General features: G+C 51.6%; 13 protein-coding genes. 6 read left to right on the top strand and 7 right to left on the bottom strand.

The window, feature by feature from the left end; genetic code table 11:
- Positions 1-5 precede the first annotated feature (5 nt).
- The 5 genes from sufU to JJQ72_RS00400 form a co-directional block, all read right to left on the bottom strand.
- Entirely contained in the window at positions 6-437 is a 432-nt protein-coding gene (gene sufU, locus JJQ72_RS00420) for a Fe-S cluster assembly sulfur transfer protein SufU (protein ID WP_208202386.1), read from the bottom strand.
- On the bottom strand, positions 427-1,647 hold the full coding sequence (locus tag JJQ72_RS00415) for a cysteine desulfurase (protein ID WP_208202385.1): 1,221 nt from the start codon (positions 1,645-1,647) through the stop codon (positions 427-429). The genes sufU and JJQ72_RS00415 overlap by 11 nt, the downstream gene beginning before the upstream one ends.
- On the bottom strand, positions 1,644-2,948 hold the full coding sequence (gene sufD, locus JJQ72_RS00410) for a Fe-S cluster assembly protein SufD (protein WP_208202384.1): 1,305 nt from the start codon (positions 2,946-2,948) through the stop codon (positions 1,644-1,646). Before sufD ends, JJQ72_RS00415 begins: the two co-directional genes overlap by 4 nt.
- A 23-nt stretch (positions 2,949-2,971) precedes the next feature.
- Positions 2,972-3,754 carry a Fe-S cluster assembly ATPase SufC gene (sufC, locus tag JJQ72_RS00405; RefSeq protein WP_138226458.1) on the bottom strand — a complete coding sequence of 261 codons (783 nt, stop codon included), beginning with the start codon at positions 3,752-3,754 and terminating at the stop codon, positions 2,972-2,974.
- Positions 3,755-4,117: 363 nt separating this feature from the next.
- Positions 4,118-4,594 carry a Dps family protein gene (locus tag JJQ72_RS00400; RefSeq protein ID WP_138226459.1) on the bottom strand — a complete coding sequence of 159 codons (477 nt, stop codon included), beginning with the start codon at positions 4,592-4,594 and terminating at the stop codon, positions 4,118-4,120.
- Between the two features lie 291 nt (positions 4,595-4,885).
- Here JJQ72_RS00400 and mtnK point away from each other — a divergent pair, with 291 nt between their 5' ends.
- Both mtnK and mtnA read left to right on the top strand, forming a co-directional pair.
- Positions 4,886-6,106 (top strand): S-methyl-5-thioribose kinase, encoded by a 1,221-nt coding sequence (gene mtnK / locus JJQ72_RS00395; protein WP_208202383.1) that lies wholly within the window; start codon positions 4,886-4,888, stop codon positions 6,104-6,106.
- Positions 6,103-7,191 (top strand): S-methyl-5-thioribose-1-phosphate isomerase, encoded by a 1,089-nt coding sequence (gene mtnA, locus JJQ72_RS00390; RefSeq protein ID WP_208202382.1) that lies wholly within the window; start codon positions 6,103-6,105, stop codon positions 7,189-7,191. The genes mtnK and mtnA overlap by 4 nt, the downstream gene beginning before the upstream one ends.
- 87 nt (positions 7,192-7,278) lie before the next feature.
- On the opposite strand, the gene JJQ72_RS00385 is transcribed toward mtnA, so the two are convergent.
- On the bottom strand, positions 7,279-7,581 hold the full coding sequence (locus JJQ72_RS00385; protein WP_208202381.1) for a YunC family protein: 303 nt from the start codon (positions 7,579-7,581) through the stop codon (positions 7,279-7,281).
- Between the two features lie 289 nt (positions 7,582-7,870).
- Here JJQ72_RS00385 and JJQ72_RS00380 point away from each other — a divergent pair, with 289 nt between their 5' ends.
- Positions 7,871-8,482, top strand: coding sequence for a hypothetical protein (locus JJQ72_RS00380; protein ID WP_208202380.1), 612 nt, complete (start codon positions 7,871-7,873; stop codon positions 8,480-8,482).
- A gap of 61 nt (positions 8,483-8,543) precedes the next feature.
- Here the strand turns inward: JJQ72_RS00380 and JJQ72_RS00375 are convergent, their stop codons facing one another.
- Entirely contained in the window at positions 8,544-8,897 is a 354-nt protein-coding gene (locus JJQ72_RS00375; RefSeq protein ID WP_208202623.1) for a DUF423 domain-containing protein, read from the bottom strand.
- A 222-nt stretch (positions 8,898-9,119) separates the two neighbouring features.
- Between JJQ72_RS00375 and JJQ72_RS00370 the strand changes: the two genes are divergently transcribed.
- The 3 genes from JJQ72_RS00370 to JJQ72_RS00360 all read left to right on the top strand — a co-directional run bounded on the left by JJQ72_RS00370 (position 9,120) and on the right by JJQ72_RS00360 (position 13,754).
- Positions 9,120-9,512, top strand: a complete 393-nt coding sequence (locus JJQ72_RS00370; RefSeq protein ID WP_208202379.1) for a hypothetical protein — start codon at positions 9,120-9,122, stop codon at positions 9,510-9,512.
- 177 nt (positions 9,513-9,689) lie between these two features.
- Positions 9,690-12,698, top strand: coding sequence for an EAL domain-containing protein (locus JJQ72_RS00365; RefSeq protein WP_208202378.1), 3,009 nt, complete (start codon positions 9,690-9,692; stop codon positions 12,696-12,698).
- A gap of 27 nt (positions 12,699-12,725) precedes the next feature.
- Positions 12,726-13,754 (top strand): potassium channel family protein, encoded by a 1,029-nt coding sequence (locus JJQ72_RS00360; RefSeq protein ID WP_243895779.1) that lies wholly within the window; start codon positions 12,726-12,728, stop codon positions 13,752-13,754.
- The last annotated feature ends 27 nt before the right edge of the window (positions 13,755-13,781 follow it).

Below are 13,781 nucleotides of genomic sequence, written 5' to 3'. Positions count from 1 at the left end.
CATGTTTAGGACTTTTCTTCCTTGCCTTCAATACCTTTACGAAGTGCGTTCCAGGCCAGGGTTGCACATTTGATGCGGGCAGGGAACTTATTGACACCGGATAGGGCCTCGATATCCTCGTACTCGTCGAATTCCACCGTTTCCCCCTTCATAAGGGACGAAAATCTGCCAGCCAGCTCCTCAGCCTCCTGTACACTCCTACCTTTGACAGCCTCAGTCATCATGGATGCCGAGGAGATGCTGATGGAGCAGCCCTCTCCAGAATGCTTCGCATCCTTGATTACGCCGTCCTCCACCTTCAGCTGAAGAGAGATTCGGTCGCCGCAGGTCGGATTGTTCAGATTAATCGTAACATGGCCGTCTTCAAACATTCCTTGGTTACGGGGATTCTTATAGTGGTCCATTATGACACGTCTATACAAATCATCAAGTTGCATCGCCAAAATACTCCTTTGTCTGGATTAAGGCGCTGATCAACCGGTCGACGTCCTCTTCTGTATTATACAGATAAAAGCTCGCTCGTGCAGTAGAAGATACCTTAAGCCAGCGCATCAGCGGCTGACAGCAATGATGGCCTGCGCGGATTGCAACGCCCTGAGCGTCCAGCACCGTAGCCACATCATGCGGATGAACATCCCCCAGATTGAAGGTGATGAGTCCCACCTCGCGGACGGCAGGGCCGTACAGCTTAAAGCCGTCAAGCTCTGCCAGCCGGTTCATCGCATAAGCCGCAAGCCTGCTCTCATGGCGTTCAATCTCATCCATGCCAACGTCCTGCAGAAAATCAATGGCGGCCCCTAGACCGACAGCGCCGGCAATGATCGGGGTTCCCCCTTCAAATTTCCAAGGGAGGTCCTTCCAGTTAGACTCATACAGACCGACATCGTTGATCATTTCCCCGCCGAACTCAATCGGCTCCATTTGCTCCAGCAGCGCCTTCTTGCCATACAGGGCACCAATGCCCGTAGGCGCACACATCTTGTGGCCTGACAACGCATAGAAGTCACAGTCCAGATCCTGAACGTCAATCTTCATATGCGGGGTGCTCTGCGCTCCGTCAACCGAGATCACAGCTCCGTTGCGGTGAGCAATTTCTGCAATTTCCTTTACCGGATGCACCACACCCATCACATTGGAGACGTAGCCGATAGCGACTACCTTCGTGTTAGGGGTCACCGTCTTCTCCACATCTTCCAGTGTAATGGTGCCATCCGGCTGCAGCGGGATATATTTCAGCGTGGCACCCACAGCAATCGCTGCCTGCTGCCACGGAATCAGATTACTGTGATGTTCCATTTCCGTCAGAACAATTTCGTCCCCCGGACCGCACACCGATCGGGCATATGATGAAGCGACCAGATTGAGCGCTGTCGTCGTCCCTCTTGTAAAAATAATTTCCTCGGTGCTCTTCGCATTAATGAAACGGGCGAGCTTCTCCCGGGCGCCTTCATAGGCGTCCGTAGCCCGGCTTCCTAGCGTGTGTACGCCGCGGTGCACGTTGGCGTTTTCCCATTCATAGTAATGCTTGACCGCATCAATCACAGCGCGGGGCTTCTGCGAAGTCGCCGCACTGTCCAGATAAACCAGCGGATGTCCGTTGATCTCCTGATTCAAAATGGGGAACTGCTCGCGGATGGACGCGTTCATTGTCCCAGCTTCCTTTCAACGAGACTCTGAAGCTGATCACGCAGACCTTCCAGAGGAATCTCGCTGACTACCGGTGCCAGGAACCCGTAGATGATAAGGGACTCCGCCATGGTTCTGGAAATACCGCGGGACATCAGGTAGTAAATCTGCTCTGCATTCACCTGTCCTACGGAAGCTGCATGGCCTGCAGTTACGTCGTCCTCATCGATCAACAGAATCGGGTTCGCATCCCCGCGGGATTTCGGACTCAGCATCAGCACGCGCTCTGTCTGCTGGCCGTCCGCCTTCGTCGCACCCTTCTCGATCTTGGTAATGCCGTTGATAATAGCCTGTGCTTCTTCACGCATCACAGCACGGGTAATCATCTGGCTCGCGGAGCTTTTGCCAAAGTGACGGGCCTGTGTGGTGTAGTTGATCTTCTGGGAGCCGGAGCCCACCGCGATGACCTTCGCATCAGACAGTGATCCCGAGCCCTTCAGAATGCTCATCGTGTCGCTGGCGGTATCGCCGTCATTCATCTCACCGACAATCCACTCCATAGATGCGTCATTATCTACCACTGCGCGGCGATAAGTAACGTCTGTGATGTCTGTCGACAGCTGATGCACAGATGCAAAACGAACCTTAGCGCCGTTCTTCACGAAGATTTCTACAGCGCCATTGTGCGTCACATGGCCTTCAAGTCCGCTGTCTACATAGTTATCGACGTAAGTCACCCGGCTGTTGGCTTCAGCAACAATCAGAATGTGAGGAGCAAACAGGGCACCCGCGTCATCGGTTAGCAGTACGGCCTGCAATGGAAGCTCAACCTCTACATTCTTAGGAACGTAAAGGAACACTCCGCCGTTCCAAGTCGCCGCATGAAGTGCAGCCATCGCATGCTCATCCGCTTTGATGGCCTGGTGCAGGTAAGGCTTCACCAATTCCTCATGCTCGGAGCACGCGGTTTCCAAATCCGTAAAAATTACGCCTTGCGACCTCAGCTCATCCGACAGCTTGGCGTACACGGTGCCGCTGTTGCGCTGGATAATAAGTCCTCCCTCCCGGGAGCCCTCCACCAGCTTGGCAGCATGCTCCGGAAGCTCATCCAAGGATGTCAGCTCCTGAGCAGCTTTATACTCTCCATACGCTTGAATATTCCAACGGTCAATGCGCTGCTTCTCCAGCTTTGGCAGCGGCAGACTGCTTGCCAGCTCCAGCGCGGACAGGCGGCCTTCTGTTACCCACGCCGGCTCCTGCTTGCTTTGAGACACAGCCTTTAAGGCCTCAGCGTTGACCGGAAGAGTTGTTTGTGTAGTCATATGATCTTCTCTCCTCTCGTCAATTACGCTTCTTGACCTACAGTTTCATCGGTAATACCCAGCTCTTCCTTGATCCAGTCATAGCCTTCTGCTTCCAGACGCTGTGCAAGCTCAGGTCCGCCGGACTTCACAATACGGCCCTGCATCATCACGTGTACATAATCCGGAGTGATGTAATTCAACAGGCGCTGATAGTGGGTAATAATAAGGAAGCCGCGCTCTTCCGATTTCATCGCGTTCACACCGTTCGCTACGATCCGCAGAGCGTCAATGTCAAGACCGGAGTCAATTTCGTCCAGAACAACAATTTTCGGATCCAGCAGCATCATTTGCAAAATTTCGTTCCGCTTCTTCTCACCGCCGGAGAAGCCTTCGTTCAGGTAACGGTGGGCGAATTCAGGATTCATTTCAAGCTCCTTCATCTTGCCTTCCATTTGACGAATGAACTTGATCAATGAAATCTCGTTGCCTTCACCGCGGCGTGCATTAATGGCACTGCGCAGAAAGTCCGAATTCGTAACGCCCGCAATCTCACTCGGGTACTGCATAGCCAGGAACAAGCCTGCCAAAGCGCGCTCATCCACTTCCATATCCAATAGATCCTCACCATTGAGAGTTACGCTTCCGTCGGTTACTTCATATTTCGGGTGACCCATCAATGCGGATGCCAGTGTACTTTTACCTGTTCCGTTCGGACCCATAATGGCGTGTACCTCGCCGCCGTTCATTTCGAGATTAATTCCTTTCAGAATTTCCTTACCTTCAATTGTAGCCTTCAAGCCTTCGATGACGAACTTCGTGGACATAAGATATTCCCTCCGACTATATGTTATAGTGAAACCTATGATCACAGGAGCATTCTCCTGATACCATCGGAAAACTAAGAATCATTACTTGTTTATAATCATTCTAAACTGATTCTCACTGATTCTCAAGACATTTTATAATAAATCGTCACTCTTTTCAACCAAGCCTCCCGGGAAAGAAGCTCATTCCCGCCCTCTCAGGCTTTATCAAAACAGGCTTGGCCGTTGATTTCCGGCCAAGCCTGTTGATCATAAATTTGCATTTATTGGCTGTTGGTTCTGCTGCAGCATCCTGCATCGTCGGCTTCACCGAAAGCGGTACAGAACGGCGTTTCCTATCAGATCCTTTCAGCCTGAGTGGACTTAGCCCAAGAAAGAGCGGAGCATCCACATATGCTTCTCGAAGTCTGCCTTGAATCCGGTCAGCATGTCTGCGGTCGGCGCATCCTCTGCCTCTTCGGCCATTTCAATTCCTTCCTGGAATTCTTCACACAGCGTAGCCATATCTTCAACCAGCTGCTGTACCATACCGCGTGTATCCTCATTGCCGGATGCTTCCTGCACGGTGGCGGCATCCAGATACTCTCTCATGGTCGCCAGCGGACGGCCCTTGATCGCGAGCAGGCGCTCTGCAATCTCGTCCATTTTCAAGGTTACTTCATTATATAGCTCCTCAAATTTTACGTGGAGAGAGAAGAATTGCTCCCCTGTCACATACCAGTGATAGTTGTGGATCTTCACATACAGAACATTCAGGTTTGCTACCTGCTGGTTGAGCATTTGCTCTACGCCTTTATTTTGTGTTTTCGGAGTTGATTTACTGGATTGTGCTTTACCCATGGTTAATCCCTTCCTTTACAAAAATATAGTATCTCGCATGATTGCATACCTTAATGCAGCAGTTATGGCTTAAGCCTGGCTGCATCCGGGCCTGACAAAGCTTTACCTTACGGCTCCCCTGCTTCCGGGGTCTAGTCCTAGTTTACCCTACGTGCCGCTGTGCGAATCACGACTGCAGACCTTTTTGCCCGGCGACAAAAAAGGGTACAAAAAGTGATCATTTAAAGGTATACTTGCTTTACCTACTAAGATGGTTGGTTTAATCCTTTCAATATATATGGAGGTGGCATCATGTCCACATATCATCCGCTTTCTGTCGAAGAGGCCATCGAGCTGGCCCGAACCATCCCGGGGCATTTCTCAGAAGGTGCCGACCTGTCCTGCCGTGAAATCGGAGACGGAAATTTAAATCTTGTGTTCCACGTTACAGATACTTCATCTGACAAAAGTATCATTATCAAACAAGCGGTTCCTTATGCAAAGGTGGTCGGGGAATCATGGCCGCTGTCTCTCGACCGTGCCCGCATTGAGCGTCAGGCGCTGCAGATTCAGCATCAATATTGCCCAAGTCTCGTTCCGGAGGTGTATGCTTACTGTGACGAAATGGCCTATACCGTCATGGAGGATCTAAGCAGCTACACGATTATGAGAAAAGGCCTGATTGAAGGCGGGGTCTATCCTAACTTTCCGGAACACATCGGAGAGTTTATTGCGAACACACTGTTCTATACCTCCGATCTTGGAATGAACCAGCAGGAGAAGAAGGTGCTTGCCGGCCAATTTGTGAACCCTGATCTGTGCAAAATTACCGAGGACCTGATCTTTGAGGACCCGTACCGGGATTCTCCAAATAACAATTATGCTGAGGCTATCGCTGATGAAGCGGCTGCGCTTCGCAGCGACCTTCCGCTTCATTTTGAGGTTGCGCTGCTGCGGGACAAGTTCCTGACCCGTTCACAAGCGCTGCTGCATGGCGATTTGCATACGGGAAGTATTTTCGTAACCCCTGAATCTACAATGGTCATTGATCCGGAATTCGCTTACTACGGACCTATGGGGTTTGATATCGGTGCCGTGCTGGCCAATCTGCTGCTCAATTATGCTGCCCAGCCGGGCTGGAGCAAGACGGAGGAGCTAGCCCAGCGTGAGCAGCGTCTCTTGGACATGGTGCCTGCCGTCTGGAACCAGTTCGAATCCCGATTCCGCGCATTGTGGAACAGAGACCTGCAGGATGAGATGGCACGTACGCCGGGCTATCAGGATCATTATATTTCACAAATTCTAAAAGACACGGCCGGCTTTGCGGGCTGCAAGATGATTCGCCGCATCGTAGGCTTGTCTCATGTTGCCGACATTGACGGTATCCCGGATGATGCATTGCGCGAAGCTGCACAGCGTAAGGCCCTGGCTATAGGCAAGGCTCTGGTCCGCCACAACCGCAGCGTATCAAGCATAGAGCATGTTATGGAAGTCATTACCCAAGCCATTAACGAGATTGAGGTGTCCATATGAGTACAGGCACAGATCAAGACTTCAATGCATCATCACCGCTAAGCTCCCTGTCATGGGGCAGCGATCACCTGCTGATGCTGGACCAGCGCCTTTTGCCTGAGGAAATTGTATTTCTGAAATTATATACAGCGGAGGAGGTCTGGGAAGGCATTCACTCCATGAAGGTACGCGGCGCTCCGGCGATTGGCATCGCTGCCGCGTATGGTGTTGTGCTTGCCGCCCGTGCCTATTCAGGGGCATTGCCGGTAGAGTGGCTGGAGGTCACCCGCAAGGCATGTGCTTACCTTGCAACCTCCCGCCCTACCGCCGTCAATTTATTCTGGGCTTTGGACCGGATGAAGGAGAAGGCCGGGCAGCTGGCCAACACCGCCTCCTCCATTGCAGCGCTGAACGAGCAGCTGCTGGCAGAGGCCGATGCCATTCGTGCGGAGGATGAAGAGGTATGCCGCCGGATCGGGGAACATGCATTGCCGCTCATTCAGGACGGTATGGGAATTCTGACTCACTGTAATGCCGGCGGACTTGCAACCGCCAAATACGGCACGGCTCTCGCGCCGATGTACCTGGCTCATGAGAACGGGATTTCTTTCAAGGTATTTGCCGATGAAACCCGTCCTGTGCTGCAGGGAGCACGCCTGACCGCATTCGAGCTGCAGCAAGCCGGGATCGATGTAACCCTTCTTGCGGACAACATGGCGGCCATGGTCATGTCCAAGGGATGGGTTCAGGCGGTCATCGTGGGTACAGACCGCATTGCGGCCAACGGAGACGTTGCGAACAAGATTGGAACCTATGGTGTGGCTGTGCTGGCCAAAGCTCACGGCATTCCATTTTACGTAGCCTCACCGTTGTCCACGATTGACCTCAGCACGCCAACAGGCCAGGATATTCCGATTGAGGAACGTGCAGCCGAAGAAATTACGGAAGGCTTCGGCAAGCGTACCGCACCTCAGGGTGTAAAGGTATTCAACCCGGCCTTTGATGTAACGCCGAATGAATATGTAACGGCAATCATTACCGAGAAGGGAATCGTTCAGGCTCCTTACGACGAGAGCCTCAAGGATTTGTTTGCCGATAACGATTAGGCTACTTATACAGACAGGTGCTCCTGGAAGCTTGGTTCTTCTAAGAGAGCACCTGTTTTTGTTTGACCAAATGTCTCTGCAGCTTCCTTAAATCATACGCAGGAGCGCATCTCTGCCCTTCATTCCGGCGTGAATGCCTTGCTTCTCCGCTTCGATCGTCACGGACTCCAGCGGCGCTTCCAGCAGGTCACTGACAGATCTTACCCCTACAGCTCTGCCTGCCAGAATGCCACGCTCGGCAAGCTTCTCGTTCAGCAGGCCGACATCGAGAGCACCACACATAATGTAGCCCCGGTCCGTGTATAAGGCGACCAGATTCGTCTTCGGCAGCTTCACCTCTACCGCCATTACAGTATGACCTTCGATCTGTACAGGAAGTAACGTCACCATCCTTCTCACCTCCCAAAAATGTCTATCACATGTGTATTCAGACTCATATTAAGTGGTGCAAACGTCATTGTTTGGGATAAAGCGTTTATGTATTTTTACCTGACGATTTATGACAATAAGACTATGAAATTAAGTCAGTTATGATATAGTATTCTATAGAAACGAAATGTTAGATTTGCCTCAGCACGGCTTTTGAATGCAGTTTGTATCTTGCAGCCAGCGGGTATATATCTTTTCGTAAAGTACATGTTATGCAGGATCATCTTGAAAGCTGGTGAATGATAAACTTATGAAGAAGCCTCCCCCACACGATGACACAGGGTTCTTATTCAATGTCGATATTCTGGTCAAAAGCCCCTCCAACGCTTTTGCTCTGCAGCAGCTGCTGCAGACCCTGAACCAGGATGAGCAAATTATCGATTTCCGTATCAAATCAGGCATCGAGCTCGGTGAAATTATTGACCAGCTCCTCCAGAGCAAGAAGAAGGCCTTCATCTCTAAAGCCCATGGCAAGGCTGCTGAAGCCGCTGTATCCGGCTCGGAGCCTAAGGCAGCGGCGAGCCCAAAGTCTTCAGAGGCTGCACAGCGCCTAGCACCGCCCGCCCCTTCTGCCGTTACATTGGATGCCGCGGCGGGGTCCAAGCCCGTTCAGCCTCCTAAAGGGGATCCCAAGGGAGCATCAGCCGCTGTGGATTCCAATCCCTATAAGTGGATTACCGATTATGCAAAGGACAACCGCCTGGTCAGAATGACAACGAACCGCCAGGGGAAGCAATTCAGCCTGCCCTGCCGTATCTTGAACTTTGATGAGAGCAAGCAGCTGGTCACGGTTTATCATGTAGATGAGAAGCAGGTGTACACATTCAACGTCAATGAAATTGATGAATTTCGGGCTGGGTAATCCGGGCCAGGGTATAATAAAGCGGCTGTCCCTCTAAGAGGACAGCCGCTTTATGGTGTCACTAACGCGAGCCTTTTCTAGCTCCTTCCAGCGCTCCTGCGGCAAGCAAGAGCCAGCCAGCGATAAAGGACACTCCACCGATCGGGGTAATGGCGCCGAGCCATTTCTCGCCGCTTAACGCCAGTACATACAAGCTTCCGGAGAAAATAATAACCCCCGCTATAAACAACAAGCCAGCTAAACGTAATTTCTTGGATTCCCCAAGCCAGCCTCCGCAAATGCCGGCGAGAATGACAGCCAGCCCATGAATCATATGATATTGCACTCCGGTCTCATACACCGTCAGCGCATCGCTGCTGATCACGTCCTCCAGCATATGCGCTCCGAATGCTCCAATTCCAACGGAAAGCGCCATGATTACCGCGCCCCAGGCAACCCATTTTCCAGCCCACTGCAAGCCGATCCACTCCTCTATTCATCGTAATCCTTCTAAATTCTTAGTTTAACGGATCACGAACATGTTTTCAAAGCCAAGGAGCCATGATTTCATGTATCTAGATAAGCCAGCACTTGATTTCGACGACAAAATATGAAATCTTAGATAGAGAATGGTCCATAAAGGAGAGAAGCGAGTATCATGTCCAACCCGTCCCCCCCATCCAAGCCGAAGCAGCTCTTTATCCCGCCTGAGGATCGTAAAACCTCGAAATCAGGGATATTCTCATTATCAATTGCTGTGATAACCATGCTGGGCTATATCATTCTTGCCTCGCTGGGCACATCCATGATTGAGCCTTATATAACGCCGGATGGCACGATTATCCCTCCGCAGGAAGCCTTGGAGAACTTGTCTGTCCTCGCCGCCGTATTTATTGTTATTGTGGTGCTAAATCTTGCTGGCTTGATTCTTGGCATCATCGGCAGCATGAACAAGAACAGCAAACGAGCTATTGCCGTAGTCGGCTCCATTATTAATGGCGTTGTATTGTTCACCATTCTCAGTATGTTTGTTTTCGTACTGAATGGATAAATGGTTTATCTTACGCTTTTAAATCCGAAGAACTTGTGCCGCCAAGCGGGGGGTGCGGGTTCTTTTTTTGAGTTATGGACATGGAAATTGTGTAGTCCCAGGCAGGAAGCAGGATATGGTAAATCGAATAGTATAAAGCGGCTATCACATATATAACTACTAGGCTGGTGCAATGATATGAAACAACAAACCCTCGGGGTATTGACCCCCCTGCTCGACGGCTTTTACTTCAATGGAATTATACAGGGGATTCATCATGCTGCTGAAGCGCACGGAGCGCACCTGGTTCTCTTTCAAACCATGGATGCTCAAATGTCGAGAGTCACCTATCAGCGGTTTCTAGGCATGGACGAGATTGACGGCTGGCTTGTGCTGTTAAATGCCGTAAGTGATCCGCAGTATATCCAGCGGCTTGAGGATTCCGACAAGCCTATTCTGTGCAGCCCTTATCAAGGCGGCTTTCGTCAAGCCGGCATTTTCTCCGTTGATAATGAACAAGGGGGCTATGATGCCACGCTTCATCTTCTGCAGCATGGACATCGCCGGATTGCCTGTGTGTACACGAGCCGTAACCCGGAATGCCTGCTGCGATATGAGGGATATTTGAAAGCGCTGCACGACCATCACATCCCTATAGACAGAGACCTTGTTTTTGATATGAATGACGTATGGGAAGCGGACGGGGCAGCGGCCGCACAGCGTATGAAGGAGCTTGGCTTTCCCTTCACTGCTGTGGCAGCTTTTACAGATACACTCGCTATCGGTCTGCTGGATTCTTTTGAAGAATGGGGCCTGTCTGTCCCGGAACAAATTGCCGTCATCGGCTTCGATAATATGGATATTGCACGGCAGCATGCACTAACGACCGTAGAGCAGCCGCTCTTTGGGCGGGGATTGCATATGGCCGAGCTGCTGCTTCGCAAAATCCAGGAAGGGAAACCGCAGGTAAAGCAGCTCTACCGCGAGGCCACAACGCTCGTCATTCGGCAATCCTGCGGCTGCACTCCTGTCCAGGCTGATGTGCCAAGTGTAGAAAGCCCTCCTAAGAACGCTCAGGTGACCATTGATTATTTATCCAAGGTTATTCAGCGCAACCACCACATTGCCCATGAAATGGTCAAAACGGACGGCAGTAAAATCCGGGACTTGTCCTGGCTCACATTTACCGACTACACCTGGGCCTGTCTCGCTTTGTGGAATGGCACCCGCACGCTCATGATTGACAGTATCTACTCCAAGAAAAAGACCGGCTGTACCTTGAAGACCGGAGATGTGTTTGATGAAGGCCTCTTCCCTCCTGCCGAAATTCATGCATTCATTGAAAAAGGGGAAGCGCTGTCGGTCCATACGATCCGCACCGAGGGCCGGGAGTGGGGATATATGCTGCTGATCGGCCGTATTGATGACAAGAACCGGACGAGCAATTACAAGGCAGATACAATGACTCACAGCCTGGATCTGGTCGCTTACACACTGGAGCGCGAGGCGATGTATGAGGAAGCGAAGGAGCGGGAGAAGCGCATCGAGATCGTAACCTCGATCACGAATGATGGCATTTTTGAGTGGGACCTGAAGAGTAATATGTTAAGCTGGAACAAGAAAATCCTTAGGATTTTGGGGGATACCGGTATTCATATGCATCGCCGGGAGTTTTTCGAGCGTGTTCATCAGGATGATCAGCAGGCACTGTTCAAAGCGGTACGGCTGCATCTGCGGCAGCATGTGCCTTTTCAGATTGACCTGCGGCTTCGTAAAGCAGATGGCAAATATGCCTGGGTCTCAGCAGCCGGAGAAGCCGTACGTGATCCGTTCGGCTCCGCCGTAAGAATGATTGGCTCCATTGTAGATATTACGGAGCGCAAACGCTCCGAGGAGCGAATCCGCTACCTTGCCTATCATGATGCGCTTACAGATCTACCCAATCGCAGGCATATCTCGGAGCAGATTACAGAGCATGCTCTGGCCGGGGGACGCTTTGCTGTTATGCTGCTGGACCTCGACCGCTTCAAGAATATTAATGACAGCCTGGGCCACTCCGTCGGAGATAAGCTATTGCAGCAGGTAGCCAAGCAGCTGCAGGACAATATTCATCCCGGCGATGTGGTGGCCCGGCTTGGCGGGGATGAGTTTATTATTCTGACCGGACAGCTGGAGCATGGGGATCAGGCCGCGGAGCTGGCGGACGGAATTGTCCGCTCTATGAATGCCCAATACCAGATTGACGGCCATTTCGTATTTGTTACGCCCTCCATCGGTATCAGCCTCTACCCGGAGCACGGCCGAGATCAGGAAACGCTGATCAAGAATGCGGATCTCGCGATGTATCACGCCAAGGAGAACGGCAAAAACCAGCTGCAAACCTACCATCCCCGGATGAGCACCGTCTCGCTGGAGCGGCTGACCTTGGAGAACCATCTGCGGAGTGCGCTGGACAATGGCGAATTCCAGCTTTATTATCAGCCCCAATACGATACGGAAAGTGACAAAATCGTCGGCATGGAGGCGCTGATCCGCTGGTTCTCTCCGCAGCTCGGCATGATTTCTCCGATGAAATTCATTCCGCTCGCTGAGGAAACAGGACTCATTCTGCCGATCAGCGAGTGGGTGCTTACAAAGGCTTGTCTAGATAACAAGCTGCTCCTGGATGAAGGCTACGAGCCGATGATTGTCTCGGTCAATATTAGCGCTGACCAGTTTACGAACATGCATTTTGTGAGCCAGGTGGAACGCATTCTGAACGAGACAGGGCTTCCGCCGCAGCTCCTCTGCTTGGAAATTACAGAGAGTGTAGCGATCCGCAATCTGGAGCTGAGCATCCGCCAGCTTAACGCACTGATCCGGCTTGGCGTGCAGATTGCCCTGGACGATTTCGGGACGGGAAATTCTTCTCTGTCTCTGGTCAAGTCCCTGCCGCTGCACATGATCAAGATTGACCGGGCGTTTGTGCAGGATATGACGTTAAGCCCGGCGAACCTGGCTATTTTTGAAACTATACTCAGTCTCGCCCGGGGTCTCAAGCTGGAATGCTGCGCGGAAGGTGTAGAAACCGCAGAGCAGTTCCAAATCGTACGGGAGAAGACATGCGTGCTTGTGCAGGGATATTTCTTCAGCAAGCCGGTGCCTCTGATCGATCTGGCTGCATTCCTGACAGAGATGGGCTCCTCGCCCTTGAAGCATGAAGAATAAGCATCTGCAAAAGGATGGTGATCTCCATTGATCCTGCTCCTGAGGCGGCTTTCGCACCAGCTGTTTCGGCTGCCGACCTCTTTTATTATGATTTTTGCCAGCTTCTTTATCGGAATCTGCTCCTGGATTATGCTGCTGCTGGAGCCGACAACATTTGAACATTATTTCAATGCCCTCTGGTATGTTATGACGACGCTGACCACGGTCGGCTACGGCGATTATTACCCTACCACCGTGCCGGGCAAAATATTTGCCATGTTTCTGTACTTATTCGGCATTGGCTTGATCACGCTTGTCATCGGCAAAATTATTGATTTGTTTATCGTCGCCAAGGAAAGGAGAATGACCGGTAAAGTGGACTACCCTGGACAGAAGCACATCATTATTATTCATTGGAACAAAAAAGCGCAGGCCGCCGTTGACGAGCTGCTTAGCTACCCGGACGGAAGCGATATTGTTCTCATTGATGACATTGCTAGAACGCCGCTGGAGCATCCCCGGATCCATTTTGTGAGTGGAGATCCTTCGTCGGAGCAAACGCTCAACCAGGCAGGCATTACCTCGGCCCGCTCGGCCATTGTGTTCGGCGATGTCCGAATTGATGATGCGGCCCTGACGGACGGCAAATCCCTGCTCATTGCGGCAAGCATTGAACGGCTCGCTCCTGCAGTGCATACCACGGTGGAGATTATGCTGGAAAAGCATATCCATAGCTTCAGGCATGCCAACGTGAACGATTTCGTCCTTTCGCATGATGCGGTATCCCGCCTTGCCGTGCGCTCCGCACTACATGAAGGCAGCACCGAAATCTATACACAGCTGCTCAGCCGCAGCTTCGGAGATGACCTGTTCCCGGTAGCGTGCCGACCGGAATGGACCACGTACAGAGATGCGTTTAACGCGCTGCTTGCTCAGGGTGCGACGCTAGTTGCAGACGGCGGGGATTTAAGCATTAACCGCAAGCTAGATGAACCTATCGGTCCCGATCCGAAGCTCTTTGTCATCTGTGATCCCCCTACTTATGAGCTTCTCAGTCCGCCGAAGAAAGGAAGGTAGCTGTTATTTATTATGTAATCAAGTATA

This window comes from Paenibacillus sp. F411 (genome assembly GCF_017582705.1).
Lineage (GTDB): Bacteria > Bacillota > Bacilli > Paenibacillales > Paenibacillaceae > Paenibacillus_AQ > Paenibacillus_AQ algicola.
Note: the sequence above shows the minus strand (reverse complement) of the source record. Positions and strands in the feature narration are given on the sequence as shown.